General features: G+C 51.0%; 19 protein-coding genes. 1 reads left to right on the forward strand and 18 read right to left on the reverse strand.

Annotation, left to right across the window (positions count from 1 at the left end; all coding sequences use genetic code 11):
• Positions 1 to 86 precede the first annotated feature (86 nt).
• Genes A3849_RS09895 through A3849_RS09905 form a run of 3 tightly spaced genes read right to left on the reverse strand, consistent with a single transcriptional unit; the run spans position 87 to position 3,032 of the window.
• Positions 87 to 1,868 carry a hypothetical protein gene (locus A3849_RS09895; protein ID WP_074111251.1) on the reverse strand — a complete coding sequence of 594 codons (1,782 nt, stop codon included), beginning with the start codon at positions 1,866 to 1,868 and terminating at the stop codon, positions 87 to 89.
• 14 nt (positions 1,869 to 1,882) lie between these two features.
• Positions 1,883 to 2,422 carry a PilW family protein gene (locus tag A3849_RS09900; protein ID WP_074111252.1) on the reverse strand — a complete coding sequence of 180 codons (540 nt, stop codon included), beginning with the start codon at positions 2,420 to 2,422 and terminating at the stop codon, positions 1,883 to 1,885.
• On the reverse strand, positions 2,406 to 3,032 hold the full coding sequence (locus A3849_RS09905; protein WP_074111253.1) for a prepilin-type N-terminal cleavage/methylation domain-containing protein: 627 nt from the start codon (positions 3,030 to 3,032) through the stop codon (positions 2,406 to 2,408). The genes A3849_RS09900 and A3849_RS09905 overlap by 17 nt, the downstream gene beginning before the upstream one ends.
• 267 nt (positions 3,033 to 3,299) lie before the next feature.
• Here A3849_RS09905 and A3849_RS09910 point away from each other — a divergent pair, with 267 nt between their 5' ends.
• The gene (locus A3849_RS09910; protein WP_074111254.1) at positions 3,300 to 4,085 is read left to right on the forward strand and encodes an alpha/beta hydrolase; all 786 of its coding nucleotides are present in this window, start codon (positions 3,300 to 3,302) and stop codon (positions 4,083 to 4,085) included.
• Positions 4,086 to 4,420: 335 nt separating this feature from the next.
• Here A3849_RS09910 and argH read toward each other — a convergent pair whose 3' ends face one another.
• The 15 genes from argH to fliS form a co-directional block, all read right to left on the reverse strand.
• A complete protein-coding gene (gene argH / locus A3849_RS09915) occupies positions 4,421 to 5,836 on the reverse strand; it encodes an argininosuccinate lyase (RefSeq protein ID WP_074100456.1) in 1,416 nt (471 codons plus the stop codon).
• Between the two features lie 109 nt (positions 5,837 to 5,945).
• Entirely contained in the window at positions 5,946 to 7,181 is a 1,236-nt protein-coding gene (locus A3849_RS09920; RefSeq protein ID WP_074111255.1) for an argininosuccinate synthase, read from the reverse strand.
• 373 nt (positions 7,182 to 7,554) lie between these two features.
• Positions 7,555 to 8,523 carry an ornithine carbamoyltransferase gene (gene argF, locus A3849_RS09925; protein WP_074111256.1) on the reverse strand — a complete coding sequence of 323 codons (969 nt, stop codon included), beginning with the start codon at positions 8,521 to 8,523 and terminating at the stop codon, positions 7,555 to 7,557.
• A gap of 122 nt (positions 8,524 to 8,645) precedes the next feature.
• The gene (locus tag A3849_RS09930; protein ID WP_256700720.1) at positions 8,646 to 9,908 is read right to left on the reverse strand and encodes an aspartate aminotransferase family protein; all 1,263 of its coding nucleotides are present in this window, start codon (positions 9,906 to 9,908) and stop codon (positions 8,646 to 8,648) included.
• A 57-nt stretch (positions 9,909 to 9,965) separates the two neighbouring features.
• Complete coding sequence (argB, locus tag A3849_RS09935; protein WP_074111257.1) at positions 9,966 to 10,784, reverse strand: acetylglutamate kinase; 819 nt, start codon at positions 10,782 to 10,784, stop codon at positions 9,966 to 9,968.
• Between the two features lie 40 nt (positions 10,785 to 10,824).
• The gene (gene argJ, locus A3849_RS09940; RefSeq protein ID WP_074111258.1) at positions 10,825 to 12,057 is read right to left on the reverse strand and encodes a bifunctional glutamate N-acetyltransferase/amino-acid acetyltransferase ArgJ; all 1,233 of its coding nucleotides are present in this window, start codon (positions 12,055 to 12,057) and stop codon (positions 10,825 to 10,827) included.
• 21 nt (positions 12,058 to 12,078) lie between these two features.
• Positions 12,079 to 13,134, reverse strand: a complete 1,056-nt coding sequence (gene argC, locus A3849_RS09945) for an N-acetyl-gamma-glutamyl-phosphate reductase (RefSeq protein ID WP_074111259.1) — start codon at positions 13,132 to 13,134, stop codon at positions 12,079 to 12,081.
• 166 nt (positions 13,135 to 13,300) lie between these two features.
• Positions 13,301 to 14,194 carry a YitT family protein gene (locus A3849_RS09950; RefSeq protein WP_074111260.1) on the reverse strand — a complete coding sequence of 298 codons (894 nt, stop codon included), beginning with the start codon at positions 14,192 to 14,194 and terminating at the stop codon, positions 13,301 to 13,303.
• Between the two features lie 106 nt (positions 14,195 to 14,300).
• Positions 14,301 to 15,414, reverse strand: a protein-coding gene (gene prfB / locus A3849_RS09955; RefSeq protein ID WP_143191777.1) for a peptide chain release factor 2 whose coding sequence is annotated in 2 segments (ribosomal slippage) — positions 14,301 to 15,341 and positions 15,343 to 15,414 — 1,113 coding nt in all. Because the reading frame shifts where the segments join, the coding sequence is not laid out codon by codon here.
• 533 nt (positions 15,415 to 15,947) lie between these two features.
• The gene (secA, locus tag A3849_RS09960; protein ID WP_074111261.1) at positions 15,948 to 18,455 is read right to left on the reverse strand and encodes a preprotein translocase subunit SecA; all 2,508 of its coding nucleotides are present in this window, start codon (positions 18,453 to 18,455) and stop codon (positions 15,948 to 15,950) included.
• Positions 18,456 to 18,771: 316 nt separating this feature from the next.
• Complete coding sequence (gene hpf / locus A3849_RS09965; protein ID WP_074087283.1) at positions 18,772 to 19,323, reverse strand: ribosome hibernation-promoting factor, HPF/YfiA family; 552 nt, start codon at positions 19,321 to 19,323, stop codon at positions 18,772 to 18,774.
• A gap of 197 nt (positions 19,324 to 19,520) precedes the next feature.
• Positions 19,521 to 20,942: an S-layer homology domain-containing protein gene (locus A3849_RS33870; protein WP_074111262.1), complete on the reverse strand. Its 1,422-nt coding sequence runs from the start codon at positions 20,940 to 20,942 to the stop codon at positions 19,521 to 19,523.
• Between the two features lie 346 nt (positions 20,943 to 21,288).
• A complete protein-coding gene (locus tag A3849_RS09975) occupies positions 21,289 to 21,486 on the reverse strand; it encodes a cold shock domain-containing protein (protein ID WP_019915069.1) in 198 nt (65 codons plus the stop codon).
• A gap of 227 nt (positions 21,487 to 21,713) precedes the next feature.
• Positions 21,714 to 22,049 (reverse strand): flagellar protein FliT, encoded by a 336-nt coding sequence (locus A3849_RS09980; RefSeq protein WP_074111263.1) that lies wholly within the window; start codon positions 22,047 to 22,049, stop codon positions 21,714 to 21,716.
• Positions 22,042 to 22,434 carry a flagellar export chaperone FliS gene (gene fliS, locus A3849_RS09985; protein ID WP_074111264.1) on the reverse strand — a complete coding sequence of 131 codons (393 nt, stop codon included), beginning with the start codon at positions 22,432 to 22,434 and terminating at the stop codon, positions 22,042 to 22,044. The genes A3849_RS09980 and fliS overlap by 8 nt, the downstream gene beginning before the upstream one ends.
• Positions 22,435 to 22,443 lie beyond the last annotated feature (9 nt).

A 22,443-nucleotide genomic window follows, 5' to 3' on the forward strand; every position in this document is an offset into this window, starting at 1 on the left:
GCTGCCTACAGCATCAAGTGCTGATAGGCAACAGGGGGGTGTTCATGTATCTGCTGAAGTCAATGATTAACTACTATGGATTCTGCTCAATTCAGCTTCAATCCTTCTACACGGATATTGACCGCTTTGACACGGGGGAGACCTGCCTGCTGATCGTTGAAAATCTGATCGTTATAGGATGCTTTGAACCGGATCAGGCGGTTGTCAGGGGTAATATTGATATCACTTGCACCTCCGGCTGCACTGCCCCGCACCGCATTTATGGTCAGATCCCCCTTGGCGAAGAAGCCCCCGCTCAGTGAGAAGATCGACCCTACACCATACAGCTCCGCTGCGGAATCCGTATAGAAAAAAGCATCGAGCGGTGCCGGTTCATCATTGGTGAAAGCGGCCAGCCGGTTGATCAGAATCGGGCCTTGCGAGATAAGCACCAGCTCCTTGCCGTTCAGGCCCTTAATCGACGCATCCTCAACGGTGGTTGTATATTCTTCTTGCCCATTGATGACTTGCGGCTTCTTATACACAAAGAGGGTAGAATCAAACTCCACTTTGCCTCTGATCTCTACTTTGCCTGTCACGAGAATATTAGCACGTACCTGTATGGGTGTAGCGCTGCCGTAATTATTGATCCTCAGATCGCCGTCAATGATATACCAGTTGCGGGGTGAGGCCGAATTCTTGGCGTTCCCCGAATACGTGATTCCCCTCAGTTCAGTACCGTCCAAGGTCAAATCCCCGTCGTAAATCACTGATCCTTCAGGCTCAGTCAGACGCCGAACCGCATCAGCGTATTCTTGTTGAAGCTGCTTCCCATGGTCCGAGACATCATCATGGTCAGGCTTCGGCGGAAGAACCGGGTGGTCAAACAGACTGGAGTATGTGCCTGTCAGGTAGGCCGCCAGTGTACCGTTCTTCAAGTTCCGGGAGATGTCTGTTCCACTGGCTCCGCTGCCTATGGCCTCGGTGACTTTATCAATGAAGGAGGATTCGACATCCATTTCAACAAAGCTGCGGTGGTTTTTGATTTTGACATTTTCCTGTGGAATCTTCCCGGTCATCGATATGGCTGGAGTGATTGTATCTGCTGTACGATCCGGTAACCCCTGCTCCTTATACACCAGTTTACGCAAAGATTGAATATGGGCTTCGCCCGTCAGTTCAAAGGGCTGGGATGTAAAAGTATGATTAATGGTTTTGTAGGTGTATTGAGCAGTATCATTAATAGTCAGCGTATCGCCGGCATAAATATTACCCTGGATATAAGGTGCACCGTTAATAGTCAGATTCTTCTCTGACCCTAATGTATATTTAAGAAAATCAGGAGATGTGTCGATAACCACCGTCTGAGTCAGCGTGCGCTTTACCCCGTTGACCTCAGCCTCAGCGTTCAGAGTCAGTCTGTAGCTGACAGATTGGCCGGCTTGACCCGTTCCCATTCTTTCCGAATGAATGTTTGTAATTTTACCAACTGCTTTTCCCCCATCGGCTTGGAGCAGATCAGTACTGGTAAGAAAACCATTGGAACCCGCAGGCAGATCCTGAAGGAAACTGTTGATTTTGTTATCCAGATCGGCTTGGCTTACGTCCACACCTCTATTAATTTCATCATTCAGGCCAGCCGTAATGTAGGCAACCGCCTCGTCCAATGTCTTTTCCGCCAGGTGAAGGCTCTGAACATCGTTCTTTCGCGTCTCTGTCCGCTGGGCTCCTCCAACCGTTGCACTGAGCACCCCCATCCCCAGAATGGTCAGCAGCAGAACAATAAACATGACCAGTACAAGTGCGGAGCCCTGTTCTCCATGAAGGTGCCGGACCGGATCTCCAAGCCTTCTCTTAAAATTCATTTTGCCCGTTAGTGGTTCAGACATCGGCCCTTGGCCTCCTAAAATCCGAATTTGCTGTTCAATTCCATGCTGTAAGTTCTGCCGTCATATTCCTGTGCCAGTTTCAGTGAGATATGGATCAGTCCGCTCTCGTAGGGAAAAGAGATTTGAGGTGCCCTCCCGTCAGCCGCAGAAGAAGAAATGCTTGAACCGGAGAGACTCGAATGCACTGCAGTCCTCGGATCATCCTTGTCAGGAGCCGCTGCTTGCGCACCGATTACAAGCTGGCCTTGGGCAAAAGCAATTTTGATCACTTCGTCTGCAGCCCCTTCTCTTGTTTTTTTCAGTAGAATGCCGTCAGTGGTATTTTCCACGATTTCAGGAGAAAACGTATATAGCTCATTCATAATGGAGGACATCACAATGTCCGCTTCATCTCTTAGTGAATTTTCAATCGTAATTTTGTGATAGCTTCGTATACCAAACATCGTAACCACTGAAATCATGCCGACAATCAGCGAGAACAGCGTCATGGCAGCAATCATTTCGATCAAGGTAAAACCCCGTTCGGACTTCAAACGCTCAGCGTATTTTCTCATCCGTGATATAACCCTCCACTACCGTACTTGAAGTACGGCCTTGAGGGCCGCCGGGTCCCGTGACAGTGACTTCAACCGGAATTAAATAAGGTGCCATTTCCTTCTTACGTTCGTCCATTTCACTCTCATCACCACCACTGATTCTGCCGGCCAGCATGTCCTGATGAAGATTCACCTGGTAGACAATGTTCACCTGATAGCTGATATTATTGATTACCGGATTCAGTACGTTGGCGAGTGCATTGGCGTCCGTAACGACGGTTTGATACGCCCCACAGCTTGCCGCGGCTTCTGTAATGGGTACACAGTCTGAGGCCTTAATGCTGGAATGCCCCGGTATGGCGGGATTTGCCCCCTCTGCCTGCTTCCCCTGAAAATATAAACTCATCGCCTCAAAATCCTGCTTCTCCGCATAAAACAGCGCATTGCGCGCCAGGTTGACCATGATCGTTCGGTTCTGGTTCGATTTGGAGTAGGACATGGCGTTAGTGAAATAGGAGGTCAGCACCAATGAGACAATCGAGAGAATAACGATGGCTGCCAAAACCTCAATCAAGGTAAAGCCCTGCTGTCTGTTCCATAGAGGGCTATGCTTGTCCTTCCGATGCATTCCGTCCGCTCCTTGTTCCAGATTTGATCTAGCCTGCATTTAATTTCATTGCCGGTGGGCCAGTTATGTATTTGTGATTTCAAAAGAATACCGTGTCTTCAGTCCTGTATCCAGATCTAAATCCATGAAACTTTATACCTATTTCCATTATATTCTTTCTGTTCCTGAACCAGCAATCCTTGTGTGTAAGAATTCTAGAGATTTCTACAATTTATATCTAATTTGTGCTGTGCTATCATTTGGGCTGAATGGAAAGGAGACAACAATATGGCTTTGATCGAATGCAAGTTTTATTCGGATGTACTGGGACTGAGCACCTCTATGACGGTGATTCTGCCGCAGCAGACCACTACACAGATCGGCATGACTAATGTAACTAAAGGCAAGCTTCACCCCACACTCTATTTACTGCACGGCATGTCGGATGACGATTCCATCTGGCTCCGCCGCACCTCCATTGAGCGTTATGTAGCCCAAATGGGGATCGCCGTGGTGATGCCGCAGGTACACCGGAGCTTTTATACGGATATGGCTGAGGGAGGACGGTACTGGACCTTTATCAGTGAAGAACTGCCGGCACTCGCCCGATCCTTTTTCCCGCTGTCACCGGAACGTGAGGATACCTTTGTGGCCGGGCTCTCGATGGGCGGTTATGGGGCGATGAAGCTGGGACTGCGTAAGCCTGAAACGTTTGCGGCAGCGGCAAGCCTGTCAGGAGCACTCGATATGGCGCATAATTTCTTAAATTGGGAGGATCCAGCTAAGAAGACTCCGGAGTACGAACAGATTTTTGGCAAAAAGAGTATTGAAAATACCCCCGATGATCTGCTCTGGCTACTGAAAGAGGCCGACCGCTCCAAGGGACCGAAGCCGCTCCTCTATCAATGCTGTGGCACGGAGGATTTCCTGTACACGGACAACCAGAGCTTCCGCAAGGCTTGCGCCAAAACTTCATTGTCCTTAACCTATGAGGAAGGCCCCGGCGAACACGAGTGGGGTTATTGGGATACCAAGATCCGTGATGTGCTGGCTTGGCTGCCTCTAGGTAAATGAATGAAGACCTGTACCTGAGCCAAGTGGAAAAAGTAAACTGAATTCTCACCACTTCGGCTCCTCTGCAGGTCAAAATGCCCCACACAAACCTCTCATAAAAATGATTAAAGGCTCATTTAAGTTCACTAATTCCACACCACTCCAATGAAGCTAAGGTTCCAATTGGGTGTCATGGTAAAATGAAGCCCCTGGACTCGCAATGAATTCATCAGTCCGCTTGTCTTCATTCTTTAGTTTTTATAGAGCAAAAAAGACTATCTTCCCCACATCCAGTGATGTGGCAGGAAGACAGTCCCTTGATTCCAGCAGTCTATGTTCAGCCAATCGGCCTCTTCTTACCCTATAGTATTCACATGCTGCGCTATCCACTCACTGGTGTCATTCAGCGCTGCTTCTGCCCGCTGGGTCGCGGCAATGACTTGCACAGATGCCGTACCGCCATAGACGTTGCGTGCATTCACAACAGCCTCCGGCTGGAGCACGGCATAGATCTGCTCATCGAACAGCGGGGAGAACTGCTTGAATTCCTCAAGTGTCAGATCCAGCAGGAATTTCCCTTCGTTAATGCAGTACAGCACCGTCTTGCCAATCACCTCGTGCGCCTGGCGGAAAGGCAGCCCTTTGCCTACCAGGAAGTCAGCGATATCAGTCGCATTGGAGAAGTCTGTATTCACGGCTTCACGCATCCGGACTTTGTTCACCTTCATGGTGGAGATCATAGGAGCGAACAGCTGCAAGGCACCCGTCAGGGTAGCTACGGTGTCGAACATGCCCTCTTTGTCTTCCTGCATATCCTTATTGTAAGCGAGCGGCAGGGACTTGAGCACGGTCAGCAGGCCGATCAGGTTCCCGTAGACACGGCCCGTTTTGCCGCGTACCAGCTCTGGTACATCCGGATTTTTCTTCTGCGGCATAATGCTGCTGCCTGTGCAGAAAGCATCATCCAGCTCTACGAAGCTGAACTCCGTGCTGCTCCACAGCACCAGCTCCTCACTGAGCCGGGAAAGGTGAGTCATCACAAGTGCGGCGTTAGCCAGAAACTCGACGATGAAGTCACGGTCACTGACGGCATCCAGGCTATTCTCATAGACACTGTCAAATCCGAGCTGCTCCGCCACAAAATGACGGTCAATCGGGAAGGTAGTTCCCGCAAGCGCCCCTGCTCCCAGCGGCAGTACGTTGATCCGTTTGTAGCTGTCCATCAGACGCTCCGCATCGCGGCGGAACATGGACACATATGCCAGCAGGTGATGGGCGAACAGAATCGGCTGGGCACGCTGCAGATGCGTGTAACCCGGAACGATGGTCTCCACATTGTCCTTGGCTTGCCCAATCAGCGACTCCTGCAGCTCATGCAGCAGGGCTACCAGTTCCACTACGCGGTTACGCAGATACAGGTGCATATCCGTAGCCACCTGGTCGTTGCGGCTGCGTCCGGTGTGCAGCTTGCCGCCGACCGGGCCGATCTCCTCGATCAGATTCTTCTCGATATTCATATGAATGTCTTCATCCGCTACGGAAAAAACAATCTCACCCGCACGTACCTTATGCAGCACCTTGTTCAATCCGTCCTTGATGGTTTCTACATCCTCCAGCGGCAGGATGCCGCATTTGCCCAGCATCGTGACATGGGCCAGACTGCCCTGCACATCCTCTTCTGCAAGTAGCTTATCGAACCCGATAGAGGCAGTGTATTCCTCCACCAGCTTATTAGTCCCTTTGGTAAAACGTCCGCCCCACAGCTTGCTCACCTGTTGTATCCTCCTCTATTGACGTTAGAAGGGCCGCTCCTGTCCTGACGGGAGGAACGGCCTTCTGCTGTCTGCTTATGTTTGCCTTATCTATATGCCTAACGCTTATCTATTGATTCGATTCCGCCACGCCCGCAGAAACCTTCAGACGCAGGGCATTCAGGCGGATAAAGCCTGTTGCATCCCCTTGATCGTAAGCCTGAGTCGGATCAGCTTCCATGGTGGCGATATTCGGATTGTACAGGCTGACCGGAGACTTCACACCGGCTCCGATGATATTGCCTTTGTACAGCTTGACGCGCACGGTGCCTGTAACGTTCTTCTGGCTTTCCTTCACCAGCGCCTGCAGTGCAAGGCGCTCAGGTGCGAACCAGAACCCGTTGTATACGAGTGTGCTGTATTTGGTAATCAGGCTGTCGCGCAGGTTCATTACTTCACGGTCCATTGTAATGGACTCCATTTTGCGGTGGGCTGTGAACAGGATCGTTCCACCCGGCGTTTCGTACACACCCCGGCTCTTCATGCCGACAAAACGGTTCTCCACCATGTCGACGCGTCCAATACCATGCTTGCCGCCCAGCTCGTTCAGCTTCTCCATGACTTGCAGCGGAGTTAACGGCTCGCCATTCAGTGCGATACAGTCGCCCTTGAGGAAATCCAGCTCCAGGTATTCCGCTTCATCCGGAGCATCCTCCGGTGCGTTACTGAGAAGGAACATGCCTTTGTTCTCCGGTGCACTTGGATCGAACCAGGGATCTTCCAGCACACCGCTCTCATAGCTGATGTGCAGCAGGTTGCGGTCCATGGAATAAGGCTTGGCCGCCGAGGCCTGAACCGGAATTCCATTGGCTTCCGCATAAGCGATCATTTCCGCACGGCCCGGGAACTGGTTGCGGAATTCTTCAAGCCGCCAAGGCGCAATCACCTTGATGCTTGGCGACAAAGCCGCCGCATTCAGCTCGAAGCGCACCTGGTCATTCCCTTTGCCGGTTGCGCCATGGGCAATAGCCGTCGCGCCTTCAGCAATGGCAATGTCCACCATACGCTTCGCAATCAGCGGACGGGCGATGCTGGTACCGAGCAGATACTGGCCTTCATATAAAGCGCCCGATTGGAACATCGGGTAGATGAAGTCATTCGCGAACTCGTCGCGCAGGTCATCGATATAGACCTTCGATGCACCGGTAGCGAGGGCTTTTTCCTCCAACCCTTCCAGCTCTTCCTTCTGTCCGATATCAGCTGTAAATGCAATAATCTCAGCGTCATACGTTTCTTTCAGCCATTTCAGGATGACCGAGGTATCCAGCCCGCCGGAATAGGCGAGCACTATTTTTTCTTTAGCCATGGGGGTGTAACTTCCTTTCGTGTGGGGGGTATAGGATGAACTTCTTAAGACTGCTTATAGAAATCGGTGCCCGGGCGCAGCTGCGTGAAATGTTTGGACTTTCGGCCGCTGTTATAATCGGATTTCTGTGATTTTAAGCCCGCAGGCTGCGGGGGAAATCCGATTATAAAGGCGGACGCATTCGCTCCTACAGTTCCAAACTTTCACTCCGCTGCTTCGCACCAGATTCTAACGCTCAATATTAAGTTCAACCTATATAATGTTTTATATAGTATAAGATCAAGCAAGAGCCTTGCCTGACTTGCATAATCAACCTTCATTTATCCATATCGCTGCTAACTCTGAGCTTTAGTTTAGCCCGGCAAATCGCTACTTAGCCCATCAAAGCAGCCATCAGCGCTTTTTGTGCATGCAGACGGTTCTCAGCCTGGTCGAAGATGACCGAGTTCGGGCCGTCGATTACGCCGGTGCTAACCTCTTCCTCACGGTGGGCCGGCAGGCAGTGCAGGAACAGATAGTCGCTCTTCGCGCCTTTGACCAGTTCTTCGTTGACCTGATAGTCCTTAAAGGCGGCCTCACGCGCGAGTTGCTCGGCTTCGAAGCCCATGCTTGCCCATACGTCCGTGTAGATGACATCCGCGTCCTGTACGGCTTCCTGCGGGCTGCGGGTAACCACAATCACTGAGCCGGTTTCCTTGGCAATCTCGCGTGCCTCTGCCACTACAGCCGCATCCGGCTCATAGCCCTCGGGTCCGGCAATGGAGACATGCACACCCAGCTTGGCACCGCCGATCAGCAGGGAATGTGCCATATTGTTGCCATCGCCGATATAAGCCAGCTTCAAGCCCTTCAGCTTACCCTTATGCTCATAGACGGTCTGGTAATCGGCCAGCACCTGGCAGGGATGCGCCAGATCGCTTAGTCCGTTGATGACAGGAACCGAAGCATATCGAGCCAGATCCTCCACTTTATCATGGCCGAAGGTACGGATCATAATGCCGTCCAGATAACGCGACATCACCTGTGCCGTATCGCCCACGGTTTCTCCGCGTCCAAGCTGGATATCATTTTTACTCAAGAACAACGCATGACCTCCAAGCTGGAACATGCCCACTTCGAATGATACACGAGTCCGAGTTGAGGATTTTTCAAAAATAAGCCCAATCGTCTTCCCCTTCAGCGGCTGGTAGACCTCACCGCTCTTCTGCTTGCGCTTGAGCTCGATCGCCAAATCAATCAAATACGTGATTTCCTCCGGGCTGTAGTCGTTCAGCTCCAGCAAATCACGGCCTTTGAGCTGCTGCGCGAGTTTTCCGGTATCGCTGTGTACTCCCTGGCTCATGAACCTGCCTCCCATTTTCCATTGTTATAGAACGTGAACTTAAGAATGTAATATACGGAGTTGCCAGAAAGCCTTAAGTATAAGGCTTTACGGCAACTCCCTGCTTCATTCTTAAGTTCATCTTATTTAGCATAAGTATGAATGAGTTCCGAAAGGATGTCCACCGCCTGGTGGATCTCCTCGGTGCTTACATACAGGTTAGGCAGCAGTCGAATGACATTCGGTCCGGCCTGTACGAAGAGCAGCCCGCGTTGCTGTCCGGCCAGCACGATATCCGCTACAGGTGCCGCACATTCAATGCCGATAAGCAGGCCTTTGCCGCGGATCTCCTGCACAAAAGGTGTATCTGCCAGCTTCTCTCCAAGCAGCCCCTTCAGATATTCGCCCATCTCGGCAGCACGCTGCGCCAGATTGTCTTCAAGCATCGTTTCGATCGTCGCTTCCATCACTGCTGCCGCAAGTGGCGTTCCGCCGAAGGTGGACGCATGGCTGCCTGGGCTGAAGGCTTCACGCAAATAACCTTTGCCAAGCATCACACCTGCGGGGAAGCCACTGGCGACTCCTTTGGCCAGAGTGAATATATCCGGCTCAATGCCGTAGTGCTGATGCGCAAACAGCTTGCCTGTGCGCCCCATACCGGTCTGCACCTCGTCCACGATCAGCAGCAGTCCGTGCTCCTTGCACAGTTCTACCACCGCATCCAGGAACTCCTGCTGCACCTCCAGCACGCCGCCTTCAGCCAAAATCATTTCCAGCATAATCGCTGCTGTATTCTCAGAAATAGCCGCCTTCAGCGCCGGAAGATCATGCAGAGGCACGGTCTTGAAGCCTGCCGGGAGCGGCAGGAAGCCTTCTTTTACCTTCTGCTGTCCGGTAGCCGTCAGCGTCGCCAAGGTACGTCCATGGAAGGATTGCTCGAAGGTAATCACTTCATAGCGGCCCGTTCCCTTCACCTTCTGGTGATAACGGCGCGCCAGCTTGATCGCTGCTTCATTCGCTTCGGCCCCGCTGTTGCAAAAGAACACCTGATCCGCACAGCTGTTAGCCGTCAGCAGCGCCGCCACCCGGTCCTGCCCCGGAATGTGGAACAGGTTCGAGACATGCCACAAGGTATCAATCTGTGCCTTCAGCTTGGCCCCAACCTTCTCCGGTGCATGTCCCAGACTCGTTACAGCCAGGCCGCACATGAAATCGAGGTACTTGTTGCCCTGATCATCCCATACCCAGCTACCTTTGCCCTTGACCAGACTGATATCGTATCTGGCGTAGGACGGGAATACCGCACTCAGCTTGGCAGGAGCAGCCTCCTGAACCTCCGTTTCCACTGAACGGTCCTGCGGCGCCCCTGTCAAAGAATCCTTTTCCGCTTGCGTAAGCTCACTCATTCTTAGTCACTCTCCCACCATGCTGCTTCCGGTATTCCCGTCAGCGCTTGTTATTAGTTATGAACGAATAATCCGTGTTCCCAGCTCTTCACCCTGCAGCACCCGGCTGAGTACCCGCGGCTCTTTGCCGTCAACAATCACTACTTCGGACACACTGCCCTGAATACAATCGATCGCCGCGCGTACTTTGGGAATCATCCCGCCATAAATTTCGCCGCTTTCGATCAAGTCTTCAATCTGTCCCACCGTCACAGACGGGAGTACGGTTTTAAGGCCATCCAGTGTACGCATTATGCCCGGAACATCTGTAACGACGATCATTTGGGGCGACCCGGTAAAAGAAGCCACCGCTCCCGCCGCCGTATCCGCATTAATGTTGTATCGCTGACCTCCGGCATCTACACCAATCGGCGCGATTACAGGGATATAGCCCATCGCCAGAACCCCCCGCACAATCTCCGCGTTGACCTCTGTCACTTCACCAACCAGCCCCACTTCAGCACTGTTTGCGACCAGCCGGGCGGTGATCAGCCGTCCATCCACACCGGATAAGCCTAGCGCCTGCCCCCCGCTGCCCTGAATCCTTCGGACAATCGCCTTGTTAATGCTTCCGGCCAGCGTCATCTCCACCACATCTAGTACTTCCTCGGTCGTCACCCGCAGGCCGTTCACGAAGCGGCTCTCAATGCCAAGCTTCTCCAGATTGCCGGAAATTGCCGGCCCACCTCCGTGCACGATGACGGGCTGGGCACCGCTCTCTTGCAGCTCCCGCAAATCATCAAAAAATGAATCCGGAAGCGCCGCCAGCGTACTGCCGCCACATTTCATCACGAACAGTCCGCCAGCCTTATGATCCTTAGTAGGTTCTATAGTCATTTTTCGTTATCCTCCCCGTAAGCGGAGTGCCAGCCATAAATCAGGTACGGTATGCAGCATTAATGCGCACATAGTCATACGTCAGGTCGCAGCCCCAGGCGGTAGCCTTGCCGTCTCCGTCAGACAAAGCTACGGTAATCAGCACGGTATCGCTTTTTTGCAAATAATGCAGAGCTTTCTCTTCATCAAAAGCCACTGGCCGGGACTGCTTGAGCACCTCAATCCCGCCAAGTGATATATCCACCCGTTCCGGCGATACCGGCACCCCTGCGCGTCCTACTGCGGCAATCACTCTCCCCCAGTTGGCATCCGCGCCAAAAATCGCCGATTTCACAAGACTGGAGCCAACCACCGTCTTGGCAATCGCAGCAGCAGCCTCATCATGCACCGCACCACTGATCTGCACCTCAATCAGCTTCGTCGCCCCTTCACCGTCACGGGCAATGGCCATGGCCAGACTCTGGCAGACATGCGTAAACGCCGCGGCAAAAGCATCCCAGTCCGCATGCAGACCTGTCAGCTTCTCATTCCCCGCAAGCCCGCTCGCCATCGTAACCAGCATATCATTCGTGCTTGTATCCCCATCTACCGTAATCATATTAAAAGTCGTATTCGTCGCTGCGCGCAGCAGATTAAGCAGATCCTCGCCGTCAATTACAGCATCCGTGGTCATGAAACCCAACATCGTTGCCATATTGGGATGAATCATCCCCGAACCTTTGGCTGCTCCGGCAATCGTTACTTCTGTATCCCCGACCTTTACTTTCACACAGCATTCTTTTTTGACCAGATCTGTGGTGAGGATCGCCTGGCAGAATTCCTCCGCGCCGGCAGCTCCTCCATCCAGCTTCTCAGGCAGTCCGGCAATCCCGCTTCGCACACAGTCCATCTTCAGCAGTTCACCGATCACACCGGTAGAAGCAACCGCAACATCCTGATCATTCACGCCTAAGCGGCGGGCAGCGGCAGCACGCATTTCATAGGCATCGGCTTCGCCTTGATCACCTGTACAGGCATTCGCATTCCCGCTGTTCACGATAACTGCCTGAAGTGTACCATTCACCAGACTCTCCCGTGTTACCTTAAGCGGTGCAGCCTGGAAAACATTCGTTGTATATACAGCAGCCGCTGTCGCCGGAACTTCGCAGAGGATGGCTGCCAGATCATTGCGCTCTGTTTTTTTGAGGCCGCAGTGCAGCCCGCCAGCCTTGAATCCCTTAGGTGTCGTAACACTTCCGCCTTCCACGACGGTAAAACCTTGCTTCTCATTCATTGTATTGTTGACCGCCGAACCTTAAGGATACACTGGTGTGTAGCCCAGGCCGCGGGTTTCCTCCCATCCCATCATCAAATTCAGGTTCTGAATCGCTTGCCCTGCTGCGCCCTTAACAATATTGTCAATGACGGATACAATGGTCACCCGGCCTGTACGGGCATCTGTGGCAAAACCGATATCACAATAATTAGAGCCGCTGACCTCTTTGGTTGCCGGCAGCACACCAGCGTCACGAACCCGCACAAACGGCCGTCCTGCATAATATTTACGATATAAGTCTACAAAATCCTGCTCGTTGTACCCACCGTTCATCCCGGCGTACATCGTACTCATAATCCCGCGGGTCATCGGCACCAGATGTGTAGTGAATGTTACCGTCACTTTCTCTCCGGAAATTTCCGTCAGGGTCTGTTCAATCTCCGGAATGTGCTGATGCTTGTTCACCTTATACGCTTTGAAATTCTCGTTGATTTCGGAGTAATGAACCATCAGACTCGTTCCCCGGCCTGCCCCGGACACACCCGATTTCGCATCAATGATAATGCTGTCATGCTTGATCCAACCCGCCTGCAGCGCCGGAATCAAGCCCAGCAGCGAAGCGGTAGAATAACAGCCTGGATTGGAAATGAAATCTGCCCCGGCCGTACGTTCGCCGAACACTTCGCATAATCCGTATACAGCCTGCTGCAAATAGGAATCTGACGGAGCTGGATGCTTATACCATTGTTCATACTCTGCACCGTCCTTCAACCGGAAGTCACCGGACAGATCGACGACCTTCAGACCTGCCTCCAGCAGCTGCGGCACCAGCTTGGCACTGACCCCCGACGGCGTTGCTGTAAATACCACATCCGCCCTGCCGGCAATCTCCGCCGCGTCCACTCCATCCAGATTGCGCTGCACAATCCCTGTTAAATGCGGAAACCCTTCCTCAATAGGCGCACCTGCGCTTGAAGAGGAAATCACTGAAGTAATCTCTATATCCGGATGGTTCTGCAGTAGCCTGATCAGCTCCACGCCCCCGTAACCCGTTGATCCAACAATTGCCGCTCTCAGCTTGCCTGTCACTGTCATCCCCGCTTCCTGCCTGTTATGAATATCATGAATACCGTCCTTGGAAATATGTATTATTATACGACCCAATTAATATAAATACAACATGTAACGTCAAGTTTATTAAGCAAGAAAGATACTAGCTTGAAGTACATTACTCCTTTTTTCAAAAAAAGAGTGCAGACCCCTAAGGAGACTGCACTTCTCTTTTAAACCCTTCGCCCAGCACTTCATGTGCCTCTGTAATAATAACGAACGCCCCCGGATCAACGGAACGCACAATTGCCTTCAGCCGGGTAATCTCATTTTGGCCCACAACGACCATAAGCACTGTACGGTTATCGCCCGTATAGCCGCCTTGCGCATTCAGCTTGGTCAGACCACGATCCAGATCGTTCAGAATCGCCTGAGAGATCTCTTCCGTCTTATCGGCAATGATGTAGGCCACTTTGGTCGTGCTGAAGCCAACCTCCAGCGCGTTGATGACCCGGCCCGTCACAAATAGGCCAATCAGCGCATACATTGCCTGTTCCATTCCCAGTACAAAAGCAGCCAGCGTAATCACCGTACCATCCAGCAGCACCACAGACAGCGAGAAGCTGAATCCCGTAATCTTCTGAATGATTTGCGCCAAAATGGTCAAGCCTCCCGTGGAGCCGCGCCCGCGGAACACCAGCCCAAGACCCAGCCCCACCCCAATCCCGCCATAAATAGAAGCAAGCAGCGGATTCGTGGTCGGCACAGGCCCGTTTTTCGTCAAAAAGATAAACAGCGGCAGCACAAAGCTGCCCAGCAGCGAACGGATTCCATATTGCTTGCCCAGGAATATTACCCCAAGAATAAACAGCGGAATATTCAGCGCCCATTGTGTGAACGCCGGTTCAGCCCCCAGCCAGGCCTCCGCGAGTACGGATAACCCCGATACCCCTCCGGAAGCGATTTGGTTCGGCAGAAAAAACAGATTAAAAGCAAGCCCCGTAATCAGTGAGCCCACCAGAATCAGCACAATATCCACCGTATGGCGCAATGGCCCGTTCAGCGGAATCAGCGGGGGTTTATTGCGTGAATTGATTTTTTGCATGCAGAATTATTCTCCTTAACGTTTATACTTGAAGCTATTATACACCCTAAACTTCTCAAAAAAATTCCTACACCTCCGAAGACGCGTAGGAATTATCGTTATGCACTTATTCAGCTTCTGTCTTAATCTGGCTGCGCAAATATCCGTCGATAAAAGCGTCCAGATCGCCGTCCATCACCGCTCCAACATTACCGGTTTCCACGGAAGTACGGTGATCCTTTACCATACTATAGGGATGGAATACATAGGAGCGGATCTGGCTCCCCCATGCAATATCCGATTGCTCGCCGCGGATCTCATCGAGATGCTGCTGCTGCTCCTGCAGCTTGCGCTCATACAGTTTGGAACGCAGCATTTTCATGGCCTGTTCCCGGTTCTTGATCTGCGAGCGTTCATTCTGGCACGTTACCACTACGCCGGTAGGCAAGTGAGTAATACGCACCGCAGAATCCGTTGTATTGATATGCTGACCGCCTGCGCCACTGGCCCGGTACGTATCGATCTTCAGATCCTCGGTACGGATATCCACCTCTACATCATCTGCAATCTCGGGTACCACATCACAGGATACAAACGAGGTATGGCGTCTGCCTGAGGCATCGAACGGGGAAATGCGCACCAGCCGGTGTACTCCCTTTTCAGCTTTCAGATAGCCATAGACGTTGTAGCCTTTGATCAAAAGCGTAACACTCTTAATCCCTGCTTCGTCGCCCGGCAAGTAATCCAGGACTTCTACCTTGAAGCCGCGCTTCTCCGCCCAGCGGGTATACATGCGCAGCAGCATCTGCCCCCAATCCTGGGACTCCGTTCCGCCGGCACCGGGATGCAGCTCCAATATGGCATTGAGCTTGTCATACGGCTGGTTGAGCAGCAGCTGCAGCTCGAATTCATCGACCTTGCCAGCCACACTGCGAATCGTTCCGGCGACCTCTGCCGCCAAATCCTCATCGCCCTCTTCATCCGCCAGCTCCGCCATCATCGCCGCATCATCATATTCCTGCTGCAGCTTCTCATACTGATCCACGGATGATTTCACCGCATTCATCTCGGCGATGACGCCCTGCGCCTTCTCTGGATCATCCCAGAATCCGGGCGCTGCCATCTTTTCCTCGAAGTTGGATATCATCTCCTGCTTCAGATCTAAGTCAAAGAGACCCCCTAAGGTCGGTTAGTTTCTTGCCTATTTCACGCAGGTCCTGCTTAACATTAGGATCAATCATGTGTGATCACTTCACCTTTCAAAATAAAATCATTGCGCCGGGGCGGCTGGATTGGACATTGTCCATATAGTTGATACCCTCGCAGTCAGAAGCTCGTTCTCTTCAACACTTAGTTTCGGTGGTTGCCGTAACTGCGGGGAATGTTTGGACTTCCGGCCGCTGTTGTTCACAATTTCCTGATTGGAGACCGCTGCTCGCGGTTGAAATCTGTGAACAAAGGCGGACGCTACCGCTCCTACAGTTCCAAACTTCCCCTCCGTTACTTCCACCTCATCCAGGTTTCAAAAATTACGCCTTCCGCTTCGCTCAGGAATCAACATAGCTCCCAAAACCCAAAAAAGCGGCCGGGCCGCAAACGGGGAGTCCCCCGGGCCCAGCCGCTTTTTATTGTCATTATAACCCTTGAACTGTAGAGCAAGACATCAAGTACATGAAGTACAGTTCTGTAAACAGCTTTTGCAGATTAATGTCTGCGCACTGGTTTACTGAAAAAGATAAAGCTGAAAGACAGAAAATCAAAAGGCCCGCTGTACTTACGCGTTCTGTCCATGGCAGTTCTTGTATTTCTTGCCGCTGCCGCAAGGGCATGGATCGTTGCGGCCGATAGCCGCCTCAACATGCACAGGCTGCTTCTCGGCAGGCTCGCCATTGGTGGAGATCTTATTCTCTTCCACTACGGATTGCCGTTCCTGATTGGTTTCAATATGCGCCTTCATAATGTAGGTCGCAACTTCCTCCTGAATGGTAGCGGTCATGGCATTGAACATTTCAAAGCCTTCAAATTGATATTCGCGGAGCGGGTCAGTACCGCCATACGCGCGCAAGTGAATCCCTTGACGAAGCTGATCCATCGCATCAATATGATCCATCCATTTGCTGTCAACCGAACGCAAGACGATAACCTTTTCGAATTCACGCACCAGCTCAGAGCCAAGGCGTTCTTCACGGGCTGCGTACTTCTCCAGCACACGGCCGAAGATGAATTCGATGATCTCTTCAACTTCTTTGCCCCATAGATCGTCCCGTGTCAGCTCGCCTTCTTCCAAAAGCTTGCTGTTCACATAATCAGCAACCTCCTGCAGCTCCCAGTTCTCGGGAATATCGTCACTGCAGTGGGCATGAACAATACGGTCAATAACCGGCTTGATCATCTCAACTACAACGTCTTTGATATTGTCAGATTCCAGAATCTCGCGGCGCTGCTTATAGATAATTTCACGCTGCTGATTCATAACATCATCATATTGAAGCACAACTTTGCGAATATCGAAGTTGTTGCCTTCGACACGTTTTTGGGCGGATTCTACAGCACGCGTGATCATACGGCTCTCAATCGGCTGATCCTCTTCAAACCCAAGACGGTCCATCATGTTCAGCACGTTGTCCGCACCAAAACGCTTCATTAATTCGTCGCCGAGCGACAAGTAGAACTGAGTGGAACCCGGGTCGCCTTGACGTCCCGCGCGGCCGCGCAGCTGATTGTCGATCCGGCGTGATTCATGGCGTTCTGTACCAATAATATGCAGACCTCCGAGATCTGTCACCCCTTCACCGAGTACGATATCCGTACCGCGTCCAGCCATATTCGTAGCAATGGTTACGGTTCCTGGCTGACCTGCATGGGAGATGATCTCTGCTTCCGCCGCATGATGCTTGGCATTGAGCACCTGGTGTCTTACACCTTTGCGTTTCAGCATTTCCGATACACGTTCGGAGTTCTCAATAGAAACCGTACCTACCAGCACGGGTTGATTCTTTTTGTGGCGCTCTACAATTTCTGCTACCACTGCATTAAACTTACCGTTTTCGCTTTTGTATACAACGTCCGGCATATCCGCACGCTGGTTCGGTTTATTGGTCGGCACCTGCAGAACTTCCAGACCATAGATCTTCTTGAACTCTTCTTCTTCGGTCTTCGCTGTCCCCGTCATACCACCCAGCTTACGGTACATCCGGAAGTAGTTCTGGAAGGTAATAGTAGCCAGGGTCATGCTCTCATTCTGCACCTGAATTTCTTCTTTGGCTTCGATAGCCTGGTGCAACCCGTCACTATAACGGCGCCCTGCCATCAAACGGCCGGTGAATTCATCGACAATAACAACCTCGTCCTCATTCACTACATAATCAACGTCGCGGCGCATAATTACGTTCGCCTTGAGCGCTTGAACAATGTGATGATTCAGGGTTACATTGGCATGGTCATACAGATTCTCCACTCCAAAAGCGCGCTCTGCTGTAGCCACACCCTTTTCAGTCAAAGCCACGGATTTCACCTTGATATCAACTGTATAATCCTCTTCCGCGGTCAGTCTCTTTACGAAACGGTCTGCCGCATAATACAGCTCGGTCGATTTCTCGGCCTGTCCGGAGATAATAAGAGGAGTCCGCGCTTCATCAATCAGAATGGAGTCAACTTCATCAATAATACAGAAATAGAGCGGACGCTGAACCATTTGCTCCTTATAGAGCACCATGTTATCGCGCAGGTAGTCAAAACCGAACTCGTTGTTTGTGCCATACGTAATATCGCAGGCATAAGCTTCTTGCTTATCAGCATGGTCCATGCCGTTCAGGTTTACCCCAACCGTCATACCCAGGAAGTTATAAATTTGTCCCATCTGCGCACTGTCGCGCTGGGCCAGATAGTCATTGACCGTTACAACATGTACACCTTTGCCGAGCAAAGCGTTCAGGTAGACCGGCAGTGTACCTACCAGCGTCTTCCCTTCACCTGTCTTCATCTCGGAGATCCGGCCTTCATGCAGCGCCATGCCTCCAACTAATTGAACGTCAAAATGCCGCATGCCCAGCGTCCGTTTGGAAGCTTCGCGTACGGTTGCAAATGCCTCGGGAAGAATTTCCTCCAAGGTTTCGCCCTTCTCAATCCGGGCACGGAATTCATTGGTTTTGGCTTTCAGTTCTTCATCCGAAAGTGATACGAAATCGGGCTCCAACCCATTAATTACATCGACCGTCTTCATGAGACGTTTGACATCACGTTCATTGGTGTCGCCGAATATTTTTTTTACAAGTCCTAGCATGGTTAACCCCTTTCATGCAACACAGATGGTGGAACCGAGCCCATCCTCACTAATATTGAAAGGGCCATATATGATTTCGATTCCGCTGCTTCATAAATTGTAACAGTTTGTAAGAGAAGCCGCAATACAAGCAGCCGCAACCTTATTTTTCAAGTGATCTCATTACTGCCAAAGTGCCGCTATTTTGTCATAAACACGTGTATATACGCACAAGAGCCCTATTCGCTTATGGCGAATAGGGGCTCGGTTAATTTTCTTTTGTCAGACTGAAGTAAATCTCTGCTCCAAGTCGGTTTACGGCTTCATGCATCCAAACCTAGTCTTGTTCGATCAGGCCATACTTGCCGTCATTGCGTTTGTAAACAACGCTAACTTCAGAAGTATCAATATTGGAGAACACGAAGAAATTATGTCCAACCATGTTCATTTGCAGGATCGCTTCTTCTACATCCATAGGCTTCAAAGTGAAGCGCTTGTTCCGCACGACTTCCAAATCATCGTAATCCTGTTCCTCAACAGCAATGCTGCTTGGTGCTCCTTCCACAAAGAGCGTTTTCAAGCTTCCTTCCTGGCGGAACTTACGATTGAGCTTGGTCTTGTGTTTGCGAATCTGGCGTTCCAGCTTGTCCACCACGGCATCGATGGATGCGTACATATCATCGCTGCGGTCTTCCGCACGAAGCGTTACACCTGCCAGCGGGATCGTGACTTCCACCGTATGAAGGCCGCGAACAACGCCAAGCGTCACATATCCTTCTGAGGTAGGGGGTGCATCGAAGTACTTCTCAAGTCTGCTGAGCTTCTTATCAACATAGTCTCTCAAAGCGTCGGTCACTTCAATTTGTTGACCTCGAATGCTGAATTGCATGGGCACTCCTCCTTTGTTTACATAGCCATTATACCAAATTGTCAGGGCTAAGTAAAAAAAAAATCATGACAGTGTTTACATCTAGCTAACAAAAGATGTCACAGCCCCTCCATATACATAAACAGTCCGGCCAGAGCAACTTGAGCTGCCTTGGCCGGACCTAGTGTTATCGGTTAAATATTGCAATTATCCAGCTCTTACTTGGTTTGAATACGCAGAATTTCTACGGGTGACCAGACACTGCCGGAACCTGTAATAAAGTACACCTTGTAGCTCGTATTGGCAGTCAGCCCAGTCAAGCTCAGTGTCTGTCTTACCGCCGGTAATGGCGCTGGAGTAATCCAACCTGTCCAAGGTGCGGCAAGTTGGGTCCCTGAGCTATCTTGACCGACAGCAATCTGCGCTGCAGTTGGATTAGCCGCATTCGCCGGCAGGACAACATATCTTACTGGAGCCGAAGCACCGCCTGTCTGCCCATATTTCACATAGACATCTGCTGTCACTGTTCCCATCTGACCTGGTTCAACCAGCGTGATCGATGTCGGAGTGCTTGTAGTTGTCTTCAAACGTAGCTTCGATACCGTTGACATGTTTCCGGCAGTATCAGTTGCGATGATGTATGTTGCATATTCTGTATTAGGCTGCAGGCCGTACACTGAAAAAGAAACGGTGGAGCCTGCCATTGCAGCTTTCGTTCCGTAGTTCACTCCTTGGGTTCCAGCACTTGTCATTCCCTGTTTCACCTGTGAGGCACTAGGGTCCGGCATGCTGCTGCTGTATGGAGCCACTACATAATAGACCGATCCGGTTACTGACGGAGTAAGGTACACATCTGCTGTCACTGAACCAACATGTCCATAAGTTACGCCACTTACTGTTGGTGCAGTAGTACTACCTCCACCTCCACCGCCACTACCACCACCTGGTACAGGGGTTGCAGTAGGAGTAGGAGTTGCGCTAGGAGCAGGTGTTGCCGATGGAGTTGGTGTAGGGGTTACTCCAGGGGCAGAAGGTTTAAATACAACCGAATTGCTGATAATCCCTACAGCCTCTGCCCGGGTCAGCGATCTCTTGGGACCAAAGGTTCCATCCGGGTACCCGTTGATGATCTTTTTACCTGCTGCGGCTGCCACTGCCCCTTTTGCCCAAGCGGCAATTTGAGCATTGTCTTTAAAGGTTGTAGAAGTTGCGGCGGTATTCAGGCTAAGCAATTTGGCAGCAATGACTGCTGCTTCTTGTCTGGTCAATGGATTAGCGGGACGGAATGTTTTATTCTCATAACCACCGATATAACCGGCTTTCACGGCTTTCGCCACCTCGGAGTATACCCAGTTAGTCTTGTTCACGTCGGTGAAGCTGATCGTTCCCGTATCCTTGAATCCGAACAGACGATTAATCAACGCTACATATTCGCCGCGCGTTATCGCCTTATTAGGCTTCACCGTACCATCCGGGTAACCGCCTAGATACCCTTTATTCAGCCAATCCTGCAATTGCGTCTGCGCCCAGTGTCCTTGAATATCCTTGGGGGCAGGTGCAGCAGAGACACTACCTAGAGATCCGAGTAACATGCTTGCACCCAGTATCCCTGTCATTAATCCACGCCACGTCTTTTTCATTCTGCTTTTCATCCTCCTGAGTGTTTGATGGGCATAGGCTTACTGCATCGCTCCTGAACAACGGTCTCGTCCACAAAGCCACACGCCTAAGCATAAAGAATGTACGTCGAGGCAAGATAGAAAGCCCAACGTCTCCTATTACCCAAATCCTGGAGAATGTTAACGTTTTCCGTTAAATTAATTTTACACTTTGTCTAATTCCAACTTAATTTCGACACATTTGGAATGACTTTTTGTAAAAAATAAGCATTAAAAAAGACCCTGTGGGGAGATCCCCAGGGTCTACGCTAGCGTTGTCTCAATTGCTAACCATCTACCATATATGTAGGTCGGCTGCGCCGGATGATTATAATTTGATGACGTTAGCTGCTTGTGGTCCGCGTGCACCTTCAACGATGTCGAACTCTACGGATTGGCCTTCATCCAAAGTCTTGAAACCGTCAGTTTGAATCGCGGAGAAGTGTACGAATACGTCGCCACCATCGGCAGTTTCGATGAAACCATAACCTTTTTCTGCGTTAAACCATTTTACTTTACCTTCCATTGACTAAACATTCCCTTCGTCATCAGATGAACGTGAGTCTTGCTCACAACTCGACTATACCACCGCTGCTTCTCCATTGTCAATTGGAATAGTAAATGTTTACTTTCAATATTTTACCATTCAATAATCAACCAAATTCAAGCACAAAAATGTGATATCAAGATCAAAAAAGGAGCAGACGGTATATAATACCCGGCTGCTCCTGAGATGAAACATTTGGAAAAACATTATTTTCGGCGGTCCATGAGAATGCTGTCCGCACTGTATTTCGCTTCATATGCACTCCGCTGCACTTTGGCATGGTTGCGCTTCTGCAGAAAGTCCTGGGCCTCCAACCGCAAGACATTCATGCGGTCTAGCAGGGCATAGTCATGCTCCAAAATTCGATGAATTTCTTCCTTTTGTGCAGAAGTGGACTGACAAATTGCGACTTGTTCTGCAATCGAATCGACAAGCTCTTGCCGTTCCTCTACGAAAGTCTCAAGCTCCTCATACGTCGCTTCCTGAAGCCGGCCCATCATCTCCCGAGTGAGCTGGTCCAGACTGCGGATAAGTTCATCCATTCGCGATCTCGGTCTGGCCTGCCGCAAGCTTCGAGGCTTGGAGCCAGGTTTCACGGAGGTCGGTCAGATAGCCCAATGCTTCTTCAGCCTTCTCCGGGTTTTTGCGGATGTTGGCTTCTATTAACAGATGATTCGTATATTCATATAGAGAGAAGAGGTTCTTGGAGACTTCATAAGACTGGTCCAGTGTACTCATCAGTTCACTAATGATTGTTTGGGCTTTGCCGAAATTAAGGTTTGTTTTCTCATAATCCATTTTGTTCAATCCATCCATTGCTGTTCTTACGAAACGAATGGCTCCATCGTAGAGCATCATTACCAGTTGGGCAGGCGTAGATGTCTGAACAGAAGATTGCCGGTATTTCTCATAGGGAGAAGTCATCATGCGTATTCA

The organism is Paenibacillus sp. P46E (genome assembly GCF_001909095.1).
Classification (GTDB): Bacteria; Bacillota; Bacilli; order Paenibacillales; family Paenibacillaceae; genus Paenibacillus_AQ; species Paenibacillus_AQ helianthi.

Bases quoted from the DNA above. Each gene is read 5' to 3' on its own strand.
- A3849_RS09895 (WP_074111251.1), bottom strand. From the start codon at position 1,868: ATGTCTGAACCACTAACGGGCAAAATGAATTTTAAGAGAAGGCTTGGA.
- A3849_RS09900 (WP_074111252.1), bottom strand. From the start codon at position 2,422: ATGAGAAAATACGCTGAGCGTTTGAAGTCCGAACGGGGTTTTACCTTG.
- A3849_RS09905 (WP_074111253.1), bottom strand. From the start codon at position 3,032: ATGCATCGGAAGGACAAGCATAGCCCTCTATGGAACAGACAGCAGGGC.
- A3849_RS09910 (WP_074111254.1), top strand. From the start codon at position 3,300: ATGGCTTTGATCGAATGCAAGTTTTATTCGGATGTACTGGGACTGAGC.
- A3849_RS09920 (WP_074111255.1), bottom strand. From the start codon at position 7,181: ATGGCTAAAGAAAAAATAGTGCTCGCCTATTCCGGCGGGCTGGATACC.
- argF (WP_074111256.1), bottom strand. From the start codon at position 8,523: ATGAGCCAGGGAGTACACAGCGATACCGGAAAACTCGCGCAGCAGCTC.
- A3849_RS09930 (WP_256700720.1), bottom strand. From the start codon at position 9,908: ATGAGTGAGCTTACGCAAGCGGAAAAGGATTCTTTGACAGGGGCGCCG.
- argB (WP_074111257.1), bottom strand. From the start codon at position 10,784: ATGACTATAGAACCTACTAAGGATCATAAGGCTGGCGGACTGTTCGTG.
- argJ (WP_074111258.1), bottom strand. From the start codon at position 12,057: ATGAATGAGAAGCAAGGTTTTACCGTCGTGGAAGGCGGAAGTGTTACG.
- argC (WP_074111259.1), bottom strand. From the start codon at position 13,134: ATGACAGTGACAGGCAAGCTGAGAGCGGCAATTGTTGGATCAACGGGT.
- A3849_RS09950 (WP_074111260.1), bottom strand. From the start codon at position 14,194: ATGCAAAAAATCAATTCACGCAATAAACCCCCGCTGATTCCGCTGAAC.
- secA (WP_074111261.1), bottom strand. From the start codon at position 18,455: ATGCTAGGACTTGTAAAAAAAATATTCGGCGACACCAATGAACGTGAT.
- hpf (WP_074087283.1), bottom strand. From the start codon at position 19,323: ATGCAATTCAGCATTCGAGGTCAACAAATTGAAGTGACCGACGCTTTG.
- A3849_RS33870 (WP_074111262.1), bottom strand. From the start codon at position 20,942: ATGAAAAAGACGTGGCGTGGATTAATGACAGGGATACTGGGTGCAAGC.
- A3849_RS09975 (WP_019915069.1), bottom strand. From the start codon at position 21,486: ATGGAAGGTAAAGTAAAATGGTTTAACGCAGAAAAAGGTTATGGTTTC.
- A3849_RS09980 (WP_074111263.1), bottom strand. From the start codon at position 22,049: ATGGATGAACTTATCCGCAGTCTGGACCAGCTCACTCGGGAGATGATG.
- fliS (WP_074111264.1), bottom strand. From the start codon at position 22,434: ATGATGACTTCTCCCTATGAGAAATACCGGCAATCTTCTGTTCAGACA.